Source organism: Amycolatopsis dendrobii, from assembly GCF_014145675.1.
GTDB lineage: Bacteria > Actinomycetota > Actinomycetes > Mycobacteriales > Pseudonocardiaceae > Amycolatopsis > Amycolatopsis dendrobii.
Genome location: NZ_JACGZW010000016.1, coordinates 63,161 through 83,310 on the forward strand (window position 1 = coordinate 63,161; position 20,150 = coordinate 83,310).

Annotated in this window: 17 protein-coding genes; 14 read left to right on the forward strand and 3 right to left on the reverse strand. The window is 70.0% G+C overall.

What is annotated here, in order from left to right:
• Position 1 precedes the first annotated feature (1 nt).
• The 12 genes from kdpA to H4281_RS37550 all read left to right on the forward strand — a co-directional run bounded on the left by kdpA (position 2) and on the right by H4281_RS37550 (position 14,438).
• Positions 2-1,663: a potassium-transporting ATPase subunit KdpA gene (gene kdpA, locus H4281_RS37495; RefSeq protein ID WP_182895600.1), complete on the forward strand. Its 1,662-nt coding sequence runs from the start codon at positions 2-4 to the stop codon at positions 1,661-1,663.
• A complete protein-coding gene (gene kdpB / locus H4281_RS37500) occupies positions 1,660-3,753 on the forward strand; it encodes a potassium-transporting ATPase subunit KdpB (protein ID WP_182895601.1) in 2,094 nt (697 codons plus the stop codon). Before kdpA ends, kdpB begins: the two co-directional genes overlap by 4 nt.
• 1 nt (position 3,754) lies before the next feature.
• Positions 3,755-4,366, forward strand: coding sequence for a potassium-transporting ATPase subunit C (locus tag H4281_RS37505; RefSeq protein ID WP_182895602.1), 612 nt, complete (start codon positions 3,755-3,757; stop codon positions 4,364-4,366).
• A 5-nt stretch (positions 4,367-4,371) separates the two neighbouring features.
• Positions 4,372-6,930: a DUF4118 domain-containing protein gene (locus H4281_RS37510; protein WP_182895603.1), complete on the forward strand. Its 2,559-nt coding sequence runs from the start codon at positions 4,372-4,374 to the stop codon at positions 6,928-6,930.
• Positions 6,927-7,625, forward strand: coding sequence for a response regulator (locus H4281_RS37515; protein ID WP_037810222.1), 699 nt, complete (start codon positions 6,927-6,929; stop codon positions 7,623-7,625). The genes H4281_RS37510 and H4281_RS37515 overlap by 4 nt, the downstream gene beginning before the upstream one ends.
• Before the next feature lie 77 nt (positions 7,626-7,702).
• Entirely contained in the window at positions 7,703-7,954 is a 252-nt protein-coding gene (locus H4281_RS37520; RefSeq protein WP_182895604.1) for a hypothetical protein, read from the forward strand.
• Between the two features lie 30 nt (positions 7,955-7,984).
• Positions 7,985-8,266, forward strand: a complete 282-nt coding sequence (locus H4281_RS37525) for a hypothetical protein (protein ID WP_182895605.1) — start codon at positions 7,985-7,987, stop codon at positions 8,264-8,266.
• 269 nt (positions 8,267-8,535) lie between these two features.
• On the forward strand, positions 8,536-8,832 hold the full coding sequence (locus H4281_RS37530) for an acylphosphatase (protein WP_182895606.1): 297 nt from the start codon (positions 8,536-8,538) through the stop codon (positions 8,830-8,832).
• Between the two features lie 179 nt (positions 8,833-9,011).
• Positions 9,012-12,614 (forward strand): chromosome segregation protein SMC, encoded by a 3,603-nt coding sequence (gene smc, locus H4281_RS37535; protein WP_182895710.1) that lies wholly within the window; start codon positions 9,012-9,014, stop codon positions 12,612-12,614.
• A 136-nt stretch (positions 12,615-12,750) separates the two neighbouring features.
• On the forward strand, positions 12,751-13,293 hold the full coding sequence (locus H4281_RS37540) for a hypothetical protein (protein ID WP_220508429.1): 543 nt from the start codon (positions 12,751-12,753) through the stop codon (positions 13,291-13,293).
• A gap of 155 nt (positions 13,294-13,448) precedes the next feature.
• Entirely contained in the window at positions 13,449-13,790 is a 342-nt protein-coding gene (locus H4281_RS37545; RefSeq protein ID WP_182895607.1) for a beta/gamma crystallin domain-containing protein, read from the forward strand.
• Positions 13,791-13,940: 150 nt separating this feature from the next.
• Complete coding sequence (locus H4281_RS37550; protein ID WP_182895608.1) at positions 13,941-14,438, forward strand: hypothetical protein; 498 nt, start codon at positions 13,941-13,943, stop codon at positions 14,436-14,438.
• A gap of 54 nt (positions 14,439-14,492) precedes the next feature.
• Here the strand turns inward: H4281_RS37550 and H4281_RS37555 are convergent, their stop codons facing one another.
• Positions 14,493-16,058, reverse strand: a complete 1,566-nt coding sequence (locus tag H4281_RS37555) for a sodium:solute symporter (protein WP_182895609.1) — start codon at positions 16,056-16,058, stop codon at positions 14,493-14,495.
• A 9-nt stretch (positions 16,059-16,067) separates the two neighbouring features.
• Complete coding sequence (locus H4281_RS37560) at positions 16,068-17,282, reverse strand: anhydro-N-acetylmuramic acid kinase (RefSeq protein WP_182895610.1); 1,215 nt, start codon at positions 17,280-17,282, stop codon at positions 16,068-16,070.
• 140 nt (positions 17,283-17,422) lie between these two features.
• Between H4281_RS37560 and ftsY the strand changes: the two genes are divergently transcribed.
• A complete protein-coding gene (gene ftsY, locus H4281_RS37565) occupies positions 17,423-18,784 on the forward strand; it encodes a signal recognition particle-docking protein FtsY (protein WP_182895611.1) in 1,362 nt (453 codons plus the stop codon).
• A gap of 34 nt (positions 18,785-18,818) precedes the next feature.
• Positions 18,819-19,313: a GNAT family N-acetyltransferase gene (locus tag H4281_RS37570; RefSeq protein ID WP_182895612.1), complete on the forward strand. Its 495-nt coding sequence runs from the start codon at positions 18,819-18,821 to the stop codon at positions 19,311-19,313.
• Here the strand turns inward: H4281_RS37570 and H4281_RS37575 are convergent.
• Positions 19,306-20,070, reverse strand: coding sequence for an IclR family transcriptional regulator (locus tag H4281_RS37575; protein ID WP_182895613.1), 765 nt, complete (start codon positions 20,068-20,070; stop codon positions 19,306-19,308). The two genes, H4281_RS37570 and H4281_RS37575, sit on opposite strands and share 8 nt — an antisense overlap.
• Positions 20,071-20,150 lie beyond the last annotated feature (80 nt).

The window sequence follows — 20,150 nt, forward strand, 5'->3', positions numbered from 1 at the left end:
GATGAGTGACGTCGCGGCCGGCTTCCTGCAAGCCGGCATGCTCCTGGTCGCCCTCGCGGTGGTCTACAAACCCCTCGGCGACTACCTCGCCCGCGTCTTCTCCACCGAGAAGCATCTGCGGGTCGAGAGGGCCCTGTACAAGGTCGTCCGGGTCGACCCGGACACCGAGCAGCACTGGAAGACCTACGCCTCCGGCGTGCTCGGCTTCTCGTTCGTCTCGGTGATCCTGCTGTACCTGGTGCAGCGCCTGCAGTCGATCCTGCCGTGGAACTTCGATCGCGGCCCGGTATCGCCTGCCGTCGCGTTCAACACCGCGGTTTCCTTCGTGACCAACACGAACTGGCAGTCCTACACGCCCGAGACGACCATGGGCCACTTCGTCCAGATGGCCGGGCTCACCGTGCAGAACTTCCTGTCCGCGGGCGTCGGGCTGGCCGTGGCGATCGCGGTGACGCGCGGGTTCGTCCGCTCGCGCACCGACCGGCTCGGCAACTTCTGGGTCGACCTGACCCGCGGCACGATCCGCGTGCTGCTGCCGATGGCGTTCGTGTTCGCGATCGTCCTCGTGGCGCTCGGCGTGGTGCAAAGCCTCCGTTCCGGCGTCGCGGTGACCAACCCGGACGGCAGCACCAGCACGATCGCGCTGGCCCCGGCGGCGAGCCAGGAAGTGATCAAGGAACTCGGCACGAACGGCGGCGGCATCTTCAACGCCAACTCCGCGCACCCGTTCGAAAACCCGAACGTCTGGACCAACCTCGTCGAGATCTTCCTGATCCTGGTGATCCCGGTCTGCCTCACCCGCGCTTTCGGGCAGCTGGTGGGCAACCGCAAGCAGGGCTACGTCCTGCTGTCGGTGATGGCCGGTCTGTGGGCCGCGATGCTCGCGGTGATCTGGACGTCCGAGACGCACACGAACAGCCCCGCCGCGCTGGCCGCGGGCGGGAACTTCGAGGGCAAGGAACAGCGGTTCGGGCTCAGCCTGACGTCGCTGTTCGCCGACACCACCACCGGCACCTCGACCGGCGCGGTGAACGGCGCGCACGACAGCCTGTCCGGTCTCGGCGGCGGGGGCGCGATGCTCAACATGCTCTTCGGCGAGGTTTCGCCGGGCGGTGTGGGCACCGGGCTGTACGGCATCCTCGTGATGGCTGTGATCGCGATGTTCCTGGCCGGCCTGATGGTCGGCCGGACTCCGGAGTACCTGGGCAAGAAGCTCGGCAAGCGCGAGGTCACCTGCGCGGCGATCTCGATGCTGGCGATGCCCGTCGTGGTGCTGCTCGGCTCCGGCATCGCCCTGATGATCCCGAGCACGCGAGACGCGCTCGCCAACTCGGGATCGCACGGACTGTCCGAAGTCCTTTACGGCTACACGTCCGCGGGCAACAACAACGGCAGTGCCTTCGGCGGGCTCACCGCGACCAGCGACTGGTTCCAGGCGTCGCTGTCGGTGGCCATGCTGATCGGCCGGTTCGTGCCGATCGTCGCGGTGCTTTGCCTGGCGGGTTCCCTTGCCGCGCAGAAGAAAGTCCCGGAAACCGCGGGCACGCTGCCCACCACCGGGCCGCTGTTCGGGACGTTGCTGACCGGCACCGTCGTCCTCGTCGCGGCTCTCACGTTCATCCCGGCGCTCGCGCTGGGGCCGATTGCAGAGGCATTGGCATGAGCATTACCCAGGAGCGGACTCCGGAACAGGAGACGCAGCACCACGTCGAAAACGCCGGACGCGTCGGAGCGGGCGTGTTCAGCCCGAAGCAGCTGTGGTCGTCCATGCCGGACGCGCTGCGCAAGCTGAACCCGCGCCACCAGCTCAAGAACCCGGTGATGTTCGTGGTGTGGGCCGGTTCGGTCCTCACCACCGTCTTCGCGGTCACCGACCCGAGCGTGTTCTCGATCCTCATCGCGGTGTGGCTGTGGTTCACCGTCGTGTTCGCGAACCTGGCCGAGGCGGTCGCCGAAGGGCGCGGCAAGGCACAGGCGGAATCGTTGCGGCGGACCAAAAAGGAGACCGTCGCGCGGCGGCTCACTGAGGACGGTTCCGAGGAGCAGGTGCCCGGCGTGGACCTGCGGGTCGGCGACCGCGTGGTGGTCGAGGCGGGCGAAGTGATCCCGGGCGACGGCGACGTCGTCGAGGGCATCGCCACGGTCGACGAATCGGCCATCACCGGCGAGTCGGCCCCGGTGATCCGGGAGTCCGGCGGCGACCGGTCGGCGGTCACCGGCGGCACCACGGTGCTGAGCGACCGGATCGTGGTGCGGATCAGCACCAAGCCCGGCGAGTCCTTTGTGGACCGGATGATCGCGTTGGTGGAAGGCGCTTCCCGGCAGAAGACGCCGAACGAGATCGCGCTGACCATCCTGCTGTCGACGCTGACCATCATCTTCCTGCTCGCCGTCGTGGCGCTGCAGCCGATGGCCGCCTACTCCGGCAGCGAGCAGTCGGTGATCGTGCTGACCGCGCTGCTGGTCTGCCTGATCCCGACGACGATCGGCGCGCTGCTGAGCGCGATCGGCATCGCCGGGATGGACCGGCTGGTGCAGCGCAACGTCCTCGCCACCTCCGGCCGCGCGGTCGAAGCCGCGGGCGACGTCTCGACGCTGCTGCTGGACAAGACCGGCACGATCACCTTCGGCAACCGGCGCGCGACCGAGCTGATCCCGGTCGGTTCGTCCACTGTGGACGACCTGGCGCGCGCGGCCCGGTTGTCCAGCCTCGCCGACGGCACGCCGGAAGGCCGCAGCATCGTCGAGCTGATCGCCGAGCAGCACGGGCTGCCCGGGGAACCGGACGACAGCGAAAAGCTCGCCGAGTTCGTACCGTTCACCGCGCAGACCCGGATGAGCGGCGTCGATCTCGGCGACCGCGAGGTCCGCAAGGGCGCGACGTCGGCGGTGCGCCAGTGGGTGCGCGAACGCGGCGGCGACGTGCCGGACGAGACCGAACGCGTCGTGGACGAGATCAGCCAGCAGGGCGGGACCCCGCTGGTGGTCGCGGAAGCGGCGGGCGGCACGGCGTTCGTACGCGGCGTGATCCGGCTGTCGGACGTGGTGAAGCCGGGCATGAAGGAGCGCTTCGAGGAACTGCGCTCGATGGGCATCAAGACGGTGATGATCACCGGCGACAACCCGCTCACCGCGAAGGCCATCGCGCAGGACGCGGGCGTCGACGACTATCTCGCCGAGGCCAAGCCCGAGGACAAGATGGCGCTCATCAAGAAGGAGCAGGAGGGCGGCCGGCTCGTCGCGATGACCGGCGACGGCACGAACGACGCGCCCGCGCTCGCGCAGTCCGACGTCGGCGTGGCGATGAACACCGGGACCATGGCGGCGAAAGAGGCAGGCAACATGGTCGACCTCGACTCGAACCCGACGAAGCTGATCGAGATCGTCGGGATCGGCAAGCAGCTGCTGATCACCCGCGGCGCGCTCACCACCTTCAGCGTGGCGAACGACCTGGCGAAGTACTTCGCCATCCTGCCGGCGATGTTCACCGGCATCTTCGCCCAGCTCGGCGCGCTCAACATCATGCACCTGGCGACCCCGAAGTCGGCCATCCTGTCCGCGGTCGTCTTCAACGCGCTGATCATCGTCGGGCTGATCCCGCTCGCCTTGCGCGGCGTGCGGTACCGGCCGTCGTCGGCGTCCGCGCTGCTACGCCGCAACCTGCTCGTCTACGGCCTCGGCGGCATCGTGAGCCCGTTCCTCGGGATCTGGGTGATCGACCTGATCGTGCGCCACATTCCAGGGATTGGCTGACATGAACGTTTTGCTCAAGCAGACCTGGGCCGGCCTGCGCCTGCTCATCGCGATGACCGTGCTGCTCGGCATTGTTTACCCGCTGGGCGTGTGGGCGGTGTCCCGCATCCCCGGCCTCCAGGGGCACGCCGAGGGCTCGGTGGTGACGCAGAACGGCCAGGCCGTCGGCTCGTCGCTGATCGGGATCGACCCGGTGCCCGCCGACCCGGCGCACGACCCGTGGTTCCACAACCGGCCCTCCGCCAGCTCGAAGGACGTGCTCGGGCCGGGCGACCCGTCGACCTCGGGGCCCTCGAACAAGGGCCCGTACAACGAGGATCTGACCAAGGCCATCGCGCAGCGGCGGGAGCTGATCGCCAAGCGCGAAGGCGTCGACCCGGCGGAGGTGCCCGCGGACGCGGTGACTGCCTCGGGTTCGGGCCTCGACCCGGCGATCAGCGTCGCGTACGCCGATCTGCAGGTGCTTCGAGTCGCGCGCAACACCGGGCTGAGCGAGGAGAAGGTGCGGCAGCTGGTCGCGGACAACACGACGGGCAACGGGATCGGCGCGCCGGGCGTGAATGTGCTCCAGCTCAACCTTGCCGTGCATTCGACCGCGCCTGGCGCACACTGAACACTGTGAGCGCACCTGACACACCACCGAAGCCGCGCCGAGGCGAACTCCGCATCTACCTCGGCGCGGCTCCGGGCGTCGGCAAGACCTTCGCCATGCTCGGCGAAGCACGCCGCCGGCTCGACCGCGGCACCGACGTGGTCGTCGGCCTGGTCGAAACGCACGGCCGCAAGAAGACCGCCGACCTGCTCGACGGGCTCGAGGTCGTGCCGCGGCGCACGGTCGGGCATCGCGGGCACGAGTTCGCCGAGATGGACCTCGACGCGGTGCTCGCCCGCGCGCCCGAGGTCGTCGTCGTGGACGAGCTGGCGCACACGAACGTGCCCGGCGGGCGGCACGAGAAACGCTGGCAGGACATCGACGAGCTGCTCGAAGCGGGCATCGACGTGCTGTCCACGGTCAACGTCCAGCACCTGCAGAGCCTCAACGACGTCGTCGAGCGCATCACCGGCGTCACCCAGCAGGAAACCGTGCCGGACGAGGTCGTGCGCCGCGCGGAGCAGCTGGAGCTGGTGGACATCACGCCGGAGGCGCTGCGGCGGCGGCTCGCGCACGGCAACGTCTACCCGGCCGAGCGCATCGACGCCGCGCTGGGCAACTATTTCCGGCCCGGCAACCTCACCGCTTTGCGCGAGCTGGCGCTGCTGTGGGTGGCCGACCAGGTCGACGTCGCGCTGCAGCGTTACCGCGCCGAGCAGAAGATCACCGATACGTGGGAAACGCGCGAACGGGTGGTCGTGTCGATCACCGGCGGCCCGGAAAGCGAGACGCTGATCCGGCGCGCGAGCCGGATCGCCAACCGGGCGGGCGCGGAACTGCAGGTCGTGCACATCCTGCGCGGCGACGGCCTCGCCGGGCTCGGGCCGACCGCGATGGCCCGCTGCCGCACGCTGGCCGAGGAGGTCGGCGCGACCTTCCACGCGGTGGTCGGCGACGACGTTCCGACGGCGTTGCTCGACTTCGCCCGCGGGGTCAACGCGACTCAGCTGGTGATCGGCACCTCGCGGCGTTCCCGGGTCGCGCGGCTCTTCGACGAGGGCATCGGCGCGACCGTGATCCAGCAGTCCGGTCCGATCGACGTGCACATGGTCACGCACTCCTACGCCGGCGGACGACTGCGGGCGCGGCTCGGCGCGAGCCCGCTGGCGCCGTCGCGGCTCGTGCTGGGCTGGGTGTTGAGCATCCTGGCGCCGGTCATCGCGACCGGTCTCGGCGTGCTGCTGCGCGACGCGGTCGAGTTCTCCACCGACGTCATCCTCTTCGTCCTTTCGACGGTCATCGTCGCTTTGGTGGGCGGGCTCGGTCCGGCTTTGGTGGCGGCGATTTTCGGTGCCGGGCTGTTGAACTTCTTCTTCACCCCGCCGCTGTACACGCTGGACGTGCACAGTCCGCAGAACGTCGTGACGCTCATCGTGATGGTCGTGGTGGCGGTGATGGTGGCCTTGGTCGTCGCTTCTGCCGCGCGGCGTGGAGTGGCCGCGGCGCGAGCTCGGACGGAGGCGTCGTTGCTGGCGTCTTATGCGCGCACAGTGCTGACCAATCCGAATCCGATCGAGCGGTTGCTGGAGAAGGTGCGGGAAAACTTCGGGCTCACTTCCGTGACGCTGCTGGAGAAACGCAATGGCAAGTGGGACAAGGTCGCGCTGTCCGGCGGCGAGCCGTGTGCGGATCCGGATGAGGCCGATGTGGACATCGCGGTGACCGCTGACGTGCACCTGACGCTGCGCGGTCGCGCGTTGCCCGCGGCGGACCGCCGGGTGCTGGAAGCCGTTGCGGGACAAGCGTTGCTCGCCCTGCGGCAGCAGCGGATGGCCGCGGCCGCGGCGGCCGCCGAGCGGAAAGCCGAGGCGACCGAACTGCGCACGACGCTGCTGTCCGCGGTCGGACATGACCTGCGGACGCCGCTCACATCCATCAAGGCGGCGATCGGCAGCCTGCGCGCGCCGGACCTGTCTTTGTCCGATGAGGACACTGAGGAACTGATGGAAGCCGTGGAACTGTCGGCGGACCGGCTCGCCGGACTGATCGACAACCTGCTCGACTCTTCGCGGCTCGCTACCGGTGCGGTCACCCCGCACCTGCGGCCGGTCGGCTACGACGAGGTGGTCGCGCACGCTTTGTCCAATGTGGACAACTCGCAGAAGGTGCAGGTATCCGTGGACGCTCGATTGCCTTCGGTGCAAGCAGATCCGGGCCTGCTGGAACGGGTGATCGCGAACGTGCTCGACAATGCTCTCCGGCACGGCGGCGGCGACGTTTCCGCGCGGGCGAGCGCGCATTCGGAGTTCGTGGAACTGCGGATCGTCGACCACGGCAAGGGTCTGCGCAAGGGCGCCGCGGAGTCCGCGTTCGCGCCGTTCCAGCGGCTGGGCGGGGACCGGGACTCGACGCCCGGCGTCGGGCTCGGCTTGTCTGTCGCGAAGGGGTTCACCGAGGCGATGGGCGGTACGGTTCGCGCCGAGGACACTCCTGGTGGAGGGTTGACCGTGGTGATCTCGCTGCCGGCCTGCACCGGCCGGGAACTCGTGGAAGCCGAACCGGCGGAGGAGGGGGTGGCGCGATGACGGCCGATCCAGCGGCGACGGTGCTGGTCGTCGACGACGAACCGCAGATCGTGCGCGCGTTGCGGATCAACCTCAACGCACGCGGGTACAAGGTGATCACCGCCCACGACGGGACGGCCGCGCTGAAAGCGGTCGCCGAAACGAAACCCGACGTGGTGGTGCTGGATCTCGGCCTGCCCGATCTGGACGGCACCGAGGTGATCGCGGGCCTGCGCGGCTGGACGACGGTGCCGATCATCGTGCTGTCCGCGCGCGGCGATTCGGCGGACAAGGTCCAGGCGCTCGACGCGGGCGCGGACGACTACGTGACCAAACCGTTCGGAATGGACGAACTGCTCGCCCGATTGCGGGCCGCGGTGCGGCGCTCGTCGGTCGGCGGGACGGACGGCGCGGAAGCGGTGGTGGACACCGGATCGTTCACCATCGACCTGGCGGCGAAGAAGGTGCTGCGCGAGGGTCGCGAGGTGCACCTGACCAAGACCGAATGGGGAGTGCTGGAACTGCTGGTGCGCAACCGGGGACGGCTGGTGGCGCAGAAGCAGCTGCTGCACGAGGTGTGGGGGCCGTCGTATGAGACGGAATCCCATTACCTGCGGGTGTATCTGGCACAGTTGCGGCGGAAGCTGGAGCCGGAGCCTTCCCGGCCGCGGCATCTGCTTACCGAACCCGGCATGGGGTACCGCTTCGAAGCCTGACCTGGCCGGAAAGCCGTGAGGGGCTCCTTGAAGGAATCTGATTCCCGCAAGGAGCCCTTCGCGGACTTCAGCGGCTGGTGGAACTCGTCGGGCCGGAGTCCGAAGTGGACACGCTCGGCGACGAGGACGACGACGGCTGGCCGCCGGTGGAGCTGCTGCCAGAGCTGGGCGGCGGGCTGTCCGGAGGCGACGAGGGGGTGCTCGGCGGGGTGGAAGGCGTCGTCGACGCAGTGGAGCTGGTCGGCGGTTTCGGCGTCGTGGGGTGGCTGGTCGGCGGGTCGCTGCGGTCCGAAGTCGTGCCCGGCACGGGCTGCCCGCCACCCGGCTGACCGCCCGGCTGCCCGGCGTTCGGCGGCGGCGTGATCACGCTCGTGGTCGGCTTCCCGTCCGGACCGACGGCCACCACCGTGGTCGGGGTCGGCGGGGCGGTCTGGCCGGGGGTCGGCGAGCCGGGGACGGTCATCGGGCCGCCGGGGACGGCGTTGCCCGGCACGACCACCTGGGAACTGCCCTGGAAGCCGCCCTGGCCGCCGCCGGTGGTGTTCGTCGCGGTGTCGGTGACCGAGCCGGGGCCGGCCAGTTCGGCGACCGCGGCGAAGGCCGTGGCGACCACGAGGCCGCTGACGCCCAGGATCGCGTAGCCGGAGCGGCTCAGCCTCCCGCTCGCGCCCTTCGGCGGAGCGGTGGGGGCAGCGCTCACCGCGATCTCGGGCGACGCTGAGCTTGGTTCAGGCCCGTCGGGACGGGACATGCAGGCTCCTTAGAAGAGTCAACGCTCAAGTCGAGGGGCGGCACGGGGGAGCGGGGCTCCGGCCCCGGATGCCAGGCGGGAGGTTATCACTGCTCAGGACCCGTTCGCGCGACCGAGGGACGGGACCGTCACCGTCCGCAGCCGGGGGCGTGCGGCAGGATGGGGCCGGTGAACGAGCAGGAATCGCCCGTCCGGCTGGCCGCCTGGGTGCACGGGCAGGTGCAGGGTGTCGGTTTTCGCTGGTGGACCCGGAGCCGGGCGCTGGAACTCGGACTGGCCGGATTCGCGAGGAACCTCCCGGACGGCCGTGTCGAGGTGGTCGCGGAGGGTAGCCGGGACAACTGTGCGCGATTGCTGGCCGCGCTGCGCTCCGGAACCTCACCCGGAAGAGTGGATCAGGTAGTTGAACGCTGGACCGCCGCGAAAGGCGGCCTCGAAGGGTTCGCCGAACGCTGAGGCCGGTGAGGCGGCTGCGGCTGATGGGGTGCTTGGGGTTGCCGGGGCGGCCGGATCTGTGCTAGGCGCGCCCGGGCGGCCCGGCCTCCCACGGCGGCGGAGAACCCCCGGGTAGCCTGTCCCGAACCGGGGGAACCGGTAGCCATCCAGTACCCGTGGCCAAGAGGGGTCGGCAGCACGTGCACCTGAAAAGCCTGACGCTCAAGGGCTTCAAGTCCTTCGCCTCGGCGACCACGCTGCGCTTCGAACCCGGCATCACCTGCGTGGTCGGCCCGAACGGCTCCGGAAAGTCGAACGTCCTCGACGCGCTGCGCTGGGTCATGGGCACCCAGGGCGCGAAGGACCTGCGCGGCGGCAAGATGGAGGACGTCATCTTCGCCGGCACGGCGGGCCGCGCCCCGCTCGGCCGCGCCGAGGTCACGCTCACCATCGACAACGCCGACGGCGCGCTGCCGATCGAGTACGCCGAGGTCTCCATCACCCGCCGGATGTTCCGCGACGGCGCGAGCGAGTACGAGATCAACGGCGACCGCTGCCGGCTGATGGACGTGCAGGAACTGCTGTCGGACTCCGGCATCGGCCGCGAGATGCACGTCATCGTCGGGCAGGGGCAGCTGTCGGCGATCCTGGAGTCGAAGCCCGAGGAGCGGCGCGCGTTCATCGAGGAGGCCGCCGGCGTCCTCAAGCACCGCAAGCGCAAAGAGCAGACCCTGCGCAAGCTCAACAACATGCAGGGCAACCTCGACCGGCTCACCGACCTCACCACCGAACTGCGCCGCCAGCTCAAACCGCTGGGCAAGCAGGCCGAGATCGCCCGCAAGGCCCAGTCGGTCCAGTCCGACCTGCGCGACGCCCGGCTCCGGCTGCTGGCCGACGACCTGGTCACCCAGCGCGAGTCCATCCAGCGCGACGAGGCCGACGAGCGCACCGCCCGCCAGCGCCGCGCCGAGGTCGAGCAGGCACTGGAAATCGTGTCCGCCGAAGAGACCGAGCTGGAGGCCTCGCTCGCCGAGGACGCGCCGCGGCTGCAGATCGCGCAGGAGACTTGGTACAAGCTGTCCGCGCTCACCGAACGGCTGCGCGGCACCGTGCGGCTGGCTGTGGAACGTCAGCGGCACCTTTCTTCCGACGTCTCCGCGCCGACCGGCGGTCGCGATCCGGAAGAGCTGCTTGCCGAGGCCGAACAGGCCGCGGAGCGCGAGCAGGAGCTGACCGAGGCTGTCATGGAGGCCCGCGAACTTCTCGCGGAAACCGTGCTGCGGCGCGAAGATCTCGAACAGCGAGTGCAAGCCGCGGAGCGCGCGCACTGGGCCGCGGTCCGCGCGATCGCCGATCGACGCGAGGGCATGGCGAAGCTGACCGGCCAGGTCGAAGCGTTGCGCAGCAAGAACGGCGCGACCGCGGAAGAGGTCGACCGGCTCACCGTCGGGCTGCAGGAAGCGGCCGAGCGCGCCGAGATCGCGGTCGAGGAGCTGGAAGAAGCCAAAGCCGTCGGCGGCACGGAAGAATCCGACGACGCCGAGCTGCAGCAGCGCCACGATCGCGCGGTCGAGGCGAACAACGCCGCCAAGGCTCGCGTCGAAGAGCTGGTGAAGGCCGAGCGCGGTTCCGAGCGCGAGATCGCGTCGGAGAAGGCTCGCGTCGAGGCGTTGTCGATGGGCCTCAAGCGCAAGGACGGCGCGGGCGCGCTGCTCGGCGCGTCCGCCGAACTGCCGGGCTTGCTCGGTTCGGTCGCCGCGCTGCTCACCGTGCAGCCGGGGCACGAGGTCGCGCTGGCCGCCGCGCTCGGGCCGGTGGCCGACGCGGTCGCGGTGTCCGGCGGCGAGAACGCGCTGTCCGCGCTGAAGTACTTGAAGGACACCGATTCCGGCCGTGCGGGGATCGTTCCGGTCGGCACCGGGTCCACCGTGGACACCAGTTCGTGGCCGGCGCTGCCCGAGGGCGCCCGCTGGGCTCGCGAGGTCGTCAGCGCGCCGGAGCAACTGCGGCCCGCGGTCGAGAAGGCGCTGGACCGGCTCGCGCTGGTGCCGGATCTGGACGCCGCGCGTCAGCTCGTGGCCCAGCACCCGCAGGTGCGCGCGGTCACCGCCGAGGGCGATGTCTTCGGGGCCAACTGGATCGCCGGCGGTTCGGCCGCCCGCGAGAGCGTGATCGAGGTCCAGGCGGCGGTCGACGAGGCGCAGGAACGCTTGCGCACGGCCGAACGCGCGCTGGAGCAGTACTCCGCCGAGCTGGAAGGCGCGCGTGCCGAGCAGCAGTCCCGGCGCGAAGAGGTCGGCCAGGCGAAGGACGCGCTCGGCGAGGCCAAGGTGCGCAAGGCCCGTTCGTCCGAGCGGCTCAACCGGTTGCAGCAGGCGGCGCGGTCCGCGCAGGCCGAGGTCGAACGGCTGACCCAGCAGCGCGCGAAGGTCGAGCAGAGCCGCGAACAGGCGCTGGAACAGCTGGCGGAGCTGGAAGAACGGCTCGCCGCGGTCGCCGAACAGCCGGTCGAGGACGACCCGGACACCGCCGAGCGCGACGAAGCCGCCGAGCAGCTCGCCGTGGTGCGGCAGGAAGAAGTCGAAGCGCGCCTCGCCCAGCGCACCGCCGAGGAACGCGCGCGCAGCATCGCGGGACGAGCGGAATCGTTGCGCCGCGCGGCTTATGCCGAGCAGCAGGCCCGTGAGCGCGCGGCCAAGGCCCGGGAAGCCCGGGAGCGCGGCGCGGAAATCGCGAACGCGGTCGTCAACGCCGGTGAATTCGCGTTGGAGCGCATCGAAATCTCGGTGCAGCGCGCGGCCGCGGAGCGTGACGAAGCCCAGGCGCAGCGCCAAACCCGCGAAACCGCGCTGACCGCAGTGCGTGCGAAGGTGCGCGAGCTCTCCGGCGAACTGGAGAAGCTGACCGACGCCGTGCACCGCGACGAGGTGCTGCGCGCCGAGCAGAAGCTGCGGCTGGAAACGCTGGAAGCCAAGATCGCCGAGGACTTCGGCATCGGGCTGGCGGACCTGGTCGAGGAGTACGGCCCGAACGTGCCGGTGCCGCCGAGCGCGGGCGAGATGGCCGAGTACGAGGCGGCCAAGGAACGCGGCGAGGACGTCACCCCGCCGCCGCCCATGCCGTACGACCGCGACACCCAGGCCCGCCGCGCCAAGCGCGCGGAGAAGGACCTGACCCTGCTCGGCAAGGTGAACCCGCTGGCGCTGGAGGAATTCGCGGCGCTGGAGGAACGCTACAAGTTCCTCTCCACCCAGCTGGAAGACCTCAAGGACACCCGCAAGGACCTCGAGGCCGTCATCAAGCAGGTCGACGAGAAGATCCTGGAGGTCTTCACCTCGGCCTACGCGGACGTGGCGCGCGAGTTCGAGACCGTCTTCGGCGTGCTGTTCCCCGGCGGCGAGGGCCGGATGGTGCTCACCGAGCCGAACGACCTGCTCGCCACCGGCGTCGACGTCGAGGCGCGCCCGCCGGGCAAGAAGGTCAAGCGGCTGTCGCTGCTGTCCGGTGGCGAGAAGTCGCTGGTGGCGGTCGGCATGCTGGTGGCGATCTTCCGTGCCCGCCCGTCGCCGTTCTACGTGATGGACGAGGTCGAGGCGGCGCTGGACGACACCAACATGCGCCGGCTGATCGGCCTGCTGGAGCAGCTGCGCGATTCGTCGCAGCTGATCATCATCACGCACCAGAAGCCGACGATGGAGATCGCCGACGCGCTGTACGGCGTGAGCATGCAGGGCGACGGCATCACCAAGGTGATCTCGCAGCGGCTGCGCACCGCGGAAGAGGAACCCGTCCCGGCGTCCTAGGCGGGTTGCGCCGATCGGGGCGATCCTGCCCGAACGGGCAGCTCTGCCCGGACAGCCGTCCGACGAGCCAACTGCCGCGGAATCCGCACGTCTTCAGGGGTGTTCGAAAGAAACGCATCCTGGAGGGGATTCGACAATGCGCACCATCGTGGCCCGCACCCTGATTTCCGGTTCGCTGCTCGGCGCCGCCCTCGCGGTCGCCGCGTGCGGCGGAGGCTCGCAGACCGGGCAAGCCGCGGCCGCACCGAGTGCGCTCTCGGCCGCGCCGACCGCTTCTTCCGTGGCCGCACCGAGTTCTTCCGCCACGCCCACGCCGTCCGCCCAGGCCCCGACGCACCCGAGCAAGCCCAAGCCGCGCCCGGCCCCGGCTGAGGAACAGCCCGGCGACCGCCTGCCGGGCAAGGGAGAACTCGGCGACGGCGCCGACTGCGGCCCGATCGACGGCCCCGGCGGCAAGGTCGACGTGGTCACCGAGGCGATGCCAGCGGGCACGGTCGGCTGCACCGAGGCGATCACCGTGATGTCCGACTACCTGGCCCAGGCTCCGACCAAGGCGCAGGGCACCGGGCGCTTCCTCGACGTCGACGGCTGGAACTGCGGATACGACGGCGGAAACGGCGGCAGCAAGCAGATTTTCTGCGGCAGCAAGGGGCTTTCGTTCCATGGCAAGGCCGTCTGAGCGTTGGTCCCGGACCCCGGGTACGAACGGGTAGAAGCGGGCATCGCGGGTGTCGGCTCGGTGTCCGCGACTGGCACCGTCGAACTCGTCCGGCAGGGCGGTTTCCGCCGGGCTCACCTTCGAGGCAGCACTGGGAGAAAGGTTCCACAGCGATCATGCCTTCACTCGTCAAGAGACTCGCGATCGGCGGCGCCGCGGCGCTCGCGCTGGCCGGCACCGTTCCGGCCGGTCAGGCGTTCGCCATCGACCGGGTCGCCTGCAACGGCCGCACCGACTTCGTCCAGGTGCGCCTCGCGGGCGGAAGCCCGTGGGACGGCAGCGATGTCGCCTGCTTCGCCAACGGCGGAGCGACGTACGTGGATCTGGGCGGCGTCACCCGGGTCGACTCCGGCAACAACTCGGTCACCCTGTACTGGGACGGCGGCCGGACCGACCTCGGCCGGTGGCAGGGCGGCGACCTGAACTTCGTGCACGTGCGGCAGGTCGTCATCCACTGACGTATTCCTGACGGCGGCCCGGTTTCCCCTGGAACAAGGGGAAGCCGGGCCGTTCGCTGTGACGCGCAGCGGTCACACTGCCGACCCGGCGCGGCCCGCTTAGGGTGATCTTGGCCGATCGGCGGCCGGAAACCGGGGAGGGAATTCTTCATGCGCACGTTGGTGTCCAAAGCCGTTGTCACGGCGTCGATTCTCGCGTTCGGCGGGCTGGCCGCGGCTTGCGGCGGGAGCAGCGACCAGGCGGCCCCGTCGTCGGTTTCGGCCGCGCCGACCGCCGCTTCGGCGCCGGAAAGCCCTGCGGCCAGCACCAAGTCCGCGCCCGCGAGCAAGACGCACCGCCCGAGCAAGTCCCAGGAAGCCAGCCCGGACACCGGCGAAACGGTCGGCCCGCCGGTCGACTGCGGCCCGATCGACGCGCCCAACGGCAAGGTCGGCCTGATCGCCACCGAAACCAAGGCGGGCCGTCCTGGCTGCACCGAGGCGATCGACGTGATCACCGAGTACTTCCAGGACGCGCCGAAAAAGGCCGAGGGCACCGCGCACGTGCTGACCGTGAGCGGCTGGCAGTGCATGGCCGACACCGGCGCGCAGGGCAGCGGGCGGATCGGCTGCGACAAGGACGGCATGGTCTTCTACACGCAGCCGTAGCAGCCTCGTGAGTGTTTGTGCCGGTTAGAACCGGCACAAACACTCACGAGCTTTCTACGCCGCGCTTTCCGCCGGTTCCTCCGCCTTCACCGCATTCGGGTCGGCGCCGCGCCGCCGCAGTGACAGCAGCCCGCCCACGATCAGCGTGATCAGCACCCCCGCGAAGGTGTACCAATACGTCGCCAGCGGCACGAGCGTCTTCGTCGCCGCGCCGAAGTGGATGTGCACCTCGGTGGTCGCCTTGTCGAATTTCACGAACAGGATCAGGAACGCCATCCCGATCACCGAGCAGGCGAACGCGATCACCGCGTCGGACTGGCGGGCCTTGCGCACCATCAGGCCGAGGAAGAACGACCCGAGCAGCGCGCCGTAGGTGTAGCCGACGATCCCGAGGCCCTGCTGGATGACCGGGTCCTTCGAGTTGGTGAACATCGAGGCGAACACCGCGAACACGGCCGCCCAGATGAGTGTCCACATGCGACCGTGCCGGAGCAGCTTGGCGTCCTCGATCGACTTGTGCGTGAACCGCTGGTAGAGGTCGGCGATGGTGGAGGTGGACAGCGCGTTGAGCGCGGACGCGAGCGCGCCCATGGTCGACGCGAGGATGCCGGCGATCAAGAGCCCGGCGAGGCCGACCGGAAGGTCGTTGACGATGAAGTTGGAGAACACGTCGTCGCCGGACATCTTCCCGGCCGCGACCGCGGTGGCCGTCGGGCCGTTCTTGCCGCCGGTGTAGACCCACAGCATCGCGCCGACGAGCAGGAACAGCGCGAACTGGACGAACACCACGATGGACGAGCCGATCAGCGCGCGCTGGCCGTCGCGCAGGTTCCGGCACGACAGCAGCCGTCCGACGATCAGCTGGTCCGCGCCGTGCGAAGCCATCGACAGGAACGCGCCGCCGACCACCGCGCAGAGGAACGCGTACGGGTTGGTGAGGAGGTTCGACGCGAAGTCGGTGAGCTGGAACCGGCCCTGGCTCGAAGCGATCTGCGTCCAGCCGGACGGCAGCTTCGTGGACAGGAAGATCACCGCGCCGATCGCGCCGAGGATGTAGAGCGACCACTGGATGACGTCGACCCAGATCACCGACTTGATGCCGCCGACGAACGCGTAGACCACGGTGAGCGCGGTCAGCAGCACGACGATGTGCCAGTACTCGGTGTGGATGCCGTAGTGGCCGAGGATCGCCTTGATCGGGATCGCCCCGGCGAACAGCCGCAGCCCCTCGGCGAGCAGCCGGGTCACCACGAAGGTGACCGACGCGGTGCCCTGCAGCCCGCGGCCGAAGCGGCGGCCGAGGAATTCGTACGCGCTCACGTAATTGCCGCGGAAATACCGCGGCAGCAGCACGAACGCGGCGATCACGCGGCCGATGATGTAGCCGAAAGCCACTTCCAGGAACAGGAAGGCGCTGCCGAACACGAGCCCGGGCGTGGAGATCACGGTGAGCGTGGACGTCTCGGTGGCCACCACCGAGAGCGTGACCGCCCACCACGGCATGCTGCGCTCGCCGACGAAGTAGTCGTTCGCGGACTTCTGTCTGCGTCCGACCAGCACGCCGATGACCGGCATCGCCGCGAGGTACACGATGACGATCACCAGATCGACTGGATTCATGGGGTTCTCCTACCGTGGTTGCCCGGATTCCGCGACCCGGAGCCGGGTCGCGGCGCCCCCCAGCGGGGCGGGGAGATTCAGGGGCGCCGCACCCGGCGTCAGCGCGCCGAGCAGGCGGGGACCGCTCGCTCCGGTGGCCGACGGCAGCGTCGCCGGGACGCCGCACCAGCTCAGCCAGCCGAGCAGCGCGGTCAGATAGGCCTCTTTTCCGGAGCCGGGGAGACCGAGGTCGTCGCTGGTGCGGAGCGCGCCGCCGGGCAGTTGCCGGGCGAGCGCGGCCATGGTCGCCGGGTTCGCGACGCCGCCGCCGGACGCGACAACGGTCGCCACGCCGTGCCGCCGGCATTCCGCGGCGACCGTCGCGGCGGTCAGTTCGGTGAGCGTGGCCAGCAAATCCTCCGGGGACAACGGCGGCAGCCCGGACAGGGCTGCGTTCAGGTATCCGCCGTGGAAGTGCTCTTTGCCAGTGGATTTCGGGGGAGCGGCGGAGAAATAGGGGTCGGCGAGCAGCCGGTCGAGCAGGTCTTTCCGGACCGACCCGGCGAGCGCGAGGCGTCCGTCGATGTCGGCGGACAGTTTGCCGTCGCTGACGTGGGCGGCGGCGAGATCGAGCAGCGCGTTGGCCGGGCCGGTGTCGTAGGCGAGCACCTTGTCCGACTGCGTGACCACGGTGATGTTGGCGATGCCGCCGAGGTTGAGCGCGGCCACCGGACGTCCGGTCTCCTCGGCGAGGCCGCGCAGCCACATCGCGTCGAGCGTGCTGGCCAGCGGCGCGCCCTGGCCGCCCGCGGTGATGTCCCGGATGCGGAGGTCGGCGATCACCGGCACTCCGGTGCGCTCGGCGATCCACGCCGGCTGGCCGAGCTGGAGCGTGCCGAGCGCGACGCCGTTTTCGACCCAGTGATAGACGGTCTGGCCGAGCGAGGCGATCACGTCCACCGGCCCGTACGCGGCGATGCCGAGCGCGGCCGCGTCCGCGAACGCCTGGCCGACCCGGGTGTCGAGGACGGTCAGCTGCCGCGCGCTGCTCGGCCGCGGCGGGAGGGCGTCGAGCAGATCCGTGCGGAGGTCGGCGGGATAAGGCACGTCGAGCTCGCCGAGCGGGGTGAGGACGACGGTCCCGGTGTCAGCGCGGATTTCGGCGACCGCGACGTCGATCCCGTCCACGGACGTGCCCGACAGCAGCCCGAGGACGCGGAAACAGTGGCCGGCGGGGGTGGTCATCCGATGTGGTCTAGTCAACACCGAAGGGGTGGCGCAAGACGCTTCGTGGAGTCTTGGCCGAATCGGAACCGTTCGCGTTACTCGTTGGCCTCGCGGTGGGGTGTCCCGTGGCTTGTGCACGCGGATGACAGGATGGTGGCGTGTCGAGCACCTGGTTCTGGATCGTTGTCGTCGCCGTCGTCGTCCTGGTCGCCGTGCTGGTGTCCGGGCTGCTCATCGCGCGCAAGCGGCGGATCAGCATCGCCGAACAGCGCGAGGTCGAGGAGAAGCCGAAGGGCGGCGGGTACGCCGCGAGCGGCGGGATCTCTTTCGCGTCCGGCGGAACGGCCGTCGAGGAGAAACCCGGGCCCGCGCCTGAGCCCGAACCTGCTCCTTCGCCGGAGCCGGTGGTCGAGCATCCCGTCGAGGACCGCCCGGAGGTCGACGGGCAGCCCGCGGTCGGCGACGACGCCGCGGTCCCGCGCGACTCCGACCAGCGCACGGTGCGCGACGTCAAGCTCCCCGAGCCGGTCGAAGAAGAGGCCCCCGAGGCGGTCGTCCCGGGAACCGTCGAGCCGATCGAGGAGATCGAGTCCCCGGCCGGCCGCCTGGAGCGCCTGCGCGGCCGCCTGTCGAAGTCCCGCTCGGTGTTCGGGCAGAGCCTGCTGGGCCTGCTCGGCGGCGGCGACCTGGACGAGGATTCCTGGCAGGACGTCGAAGACACGCTGCTCATGGCGGACCTCGGCGCCGCCACGACGACCCAGATCGTGGACCGCCTGCGCGACGAACTGAACCGCCGCGCAGTGCGCACCTCGGCGGAAGCACGCGAACTGCTGCACGAGGTGCTGACCGCGTCCCTGTCCACGGACGCCGAGCGCTCGGTCCGGGCCCTGCCGCACGAGGTGGACGGCAAGAAGCAGCCCGCGGTCGTGCTGGTCGCGGGCGTGAACGGCACCGGCAAGACCACGACGACCGGCAAGCTCGCCCGAGTACTGGTCGCCCAGGGCGGCACGGTCGTCCTCGGCGCCGCCGACACGTTCCGCGCCGCAGCCGCCGACCAGCTCCAGACCTGGGGCGATCGCGTGGGCGCGTCGGTCGTGCGAGGCAAGGAAGGCGCGGACCCGGCAGCGGTCGCGTTCGACGCGGTCAAGCAGGGCATCAGCGAGGGCGTGGACACGGTCCTGGTCGACACCGCGGGCCGCCTCCACACGAAGACCGGCCTGATGGACGAACTCGGCAAGGTGAAGCGAGTCGTCGAGAAGCAGGCGCGAGTGGACGAGGTGCTGCTCGTGCTGGACGCCACCACCGGACAGAACGGACTCGCGCAGGCACGGGTGTTCGCCGAGGTCATCGACGTGACGGGAATCGTCCTGACCAAACTGGACGGCACGGCCAAGGGCGGGATCGTGTTCCAGGTCCAGAAGGAACTGGGAGTGCCGGTGAAGCTCGTGGGTCTCGGCGAGGGGCCGGACGATCTGGCGCCGTTCGAGCCGGGTGCGTTCGTGGACGCTTTGCTGGGCTGACGGAAGCCTCGAAGAGAACGGTGGAGTCGACGAAGTGAGCCGCGTCACCCTTCGCCCGCTCGTCGAAGCCGACCGGGCACGCGTCCACGAGATCCTTTCCGCCCCGGAAGTCTCGCAGTGGTGGGGCGATCCCGACGAAGAAACCGACAGCCTCCTCGCCAAAGCCGAGGCGCAGGCCTACGCCATCGAGCACAACGGCGAGACTGTCGGCATCATCCAAAGCTGGGAAGAAGCCAGCCCGCGTTACCGCCACGCCGGAATCGACCTGGCCGTGCACCCCGGCCACTACGGGCTCGGGCTCGGCGCGGAGGCGATCCGGATCCTCGCCCAGCGCCTGTTCGACCGGGGACACCACCGGATCACCATCGACCCGGCGGCGGCCAACGTCCGCGCGATCCATGTGTACGAGAAGCTCGGTTTCCGGCGCGTCGGGATCCTCCGCGATTACGAGCAGGGGCTCGACGGCACCTGGCACGACGGACTGCTGATGGACCTCCTCGAAGGCGAACTCAAGGGCGAACTCAGGTAACCGGCAGCTGCTGCGAAAGCCGGTCCGCCACCTTCTGCACCACCGGCGCGATGTGGCTCACCGCGTCCGCTGTCAGGCGGCCGGACGGGCCGGACACCGAGACCGCCGCGGGGACCGGTGCGCCGGGGATCGCGACGGCGATGCAGCGCACCCCGAGTTCCTGCTCCGCCTCGTCCAGCGCGTAGCCCTGTCCGGCGATCTTCTTCAGCTCCACCGCCAGCGCGTCCGGGTCGGTGAAGGTGTGCTCGGTGTACGCGGGCATTCCGGTGCGCTCCAGCAGCGACGCGACCTCGCCCGCGGGCAGTTCCGCCAGCATCGCCTTGCCCACGCCGGTGCCGTGCGGCAGCAGGCGCCGTCCGACCTCGGTGAACATGCGCATCGAGTGCTTCGAGGGCACCTGTGCGACATACACCACCTCGTCGCGTTCCAGCACCGCCAGGTTCGCCGTCTCGCCGACCTCCTCGACCAGCTCCACCAGCAGCGGCCGCGCCCACGCGCCGAACTGCATGCTGGCGTTCTCGCCGAGCCGGATCAGCCGGGCGCCCAGCGCGTAGTGCCGGTTGGTGTTCTGCCGGACGTAGCCCAGCGACACCAGCGTGCGGATCAGCCGGTGGATCGTCGGCATCGGCAGCCCGGACAGGGTCGCCAGCTCCGACAGGCTGGCCTCGCCGCCGGTGTCCGCCAGGTGCTCCAGCAGCTCGAACGCGCGCTGCAGGGACTGGACGCCGCCGTCTCGTCCGCTCTTCTCAGCCGCCACCAGTGGTCCTCCTCACAGACCCGATTGATGTTCCGCTATGCAGAAACTATAGTCCGTCAGGTAAAAACCGTAGGGACGTT

What these genes read in the sequence shown, in the direction of transcription:
- kdpA (WP_182895600.1), top strand. Translation starts at nt 2, where the DNA reads ATGAGTGACGTCGCGGCCGGCTTCCTGCAAGCCGGCATGCTCCTGGTC.
- kdpB (WP_182895601.1), top strand. Translation starts at nt 1,660, where the DNA reads ATGAGCATTACCCAGGAGCGGACTCCGGAACAGGAGACGCAGCACCAC.
- H4281_RS37505 (WP_182895602.1), top strand. Translation starts at nt 3,755, where the DNA reads ATGAACGTTTTGCTCAAGCAGACCTGGGCCGGCCTGCGCCTGCTCATC.
- H4281_RS37515 (WP_037810222.1), top strand. Translation starts at nt 6,927, where the DNA reads ATGACGGCCGATCCAGCGGCGACGGTGCTGGTCGTCGACGACGAACCG.
- H4281_RS37530 (WP_182895606.1), top strand. Translation starts at nt 8,536, where the DNA reads ATGGGGCCGGTGAACGAGCAGGAATCGCCCGTCCGGCTGGCCGCCTGG.
- H4281_RS37540 (WP_220508429.1), top strand. Translation starts at nt 12,751, where the DNA reads ATGCGCACCATCGTGGCCCGCACCCTGATTTCCGGTTCGCTGCTCGGC.
- H4281_RS37545 (WP_182895607.1), top strand. Translation starts at nt 13,449, where the DNA reads ATGCCTTCACTCGTCAAGAGACTCGCGATCGGCGGCGCCGCGGCGCTC.
- H4281_RS37550 (WP_182895608.1), top strand. Translation starts at nt 13,941, where the DNA reads ATGCGCACGTTGGTGTCCAAAGCCGTTGTCACGGCGTCGATTCTCGCG.
- H4281_RS37555 (WP_182895609.1), bottom strand. Translation starts at nt 16,058, where the DNA reads ATGAATCCAGTCGATCTGGTGATCGTCATCGTGTACCTCGCGGCGATG.
- H4281_RS37560 (WP_182895610.1), bottom strand. Translation starts at nt 17,282, where the DNA reads ATGACCACCCCCGCCGGCCACTGTTTCCGCGTCCTCGGGCTGCTGTCG.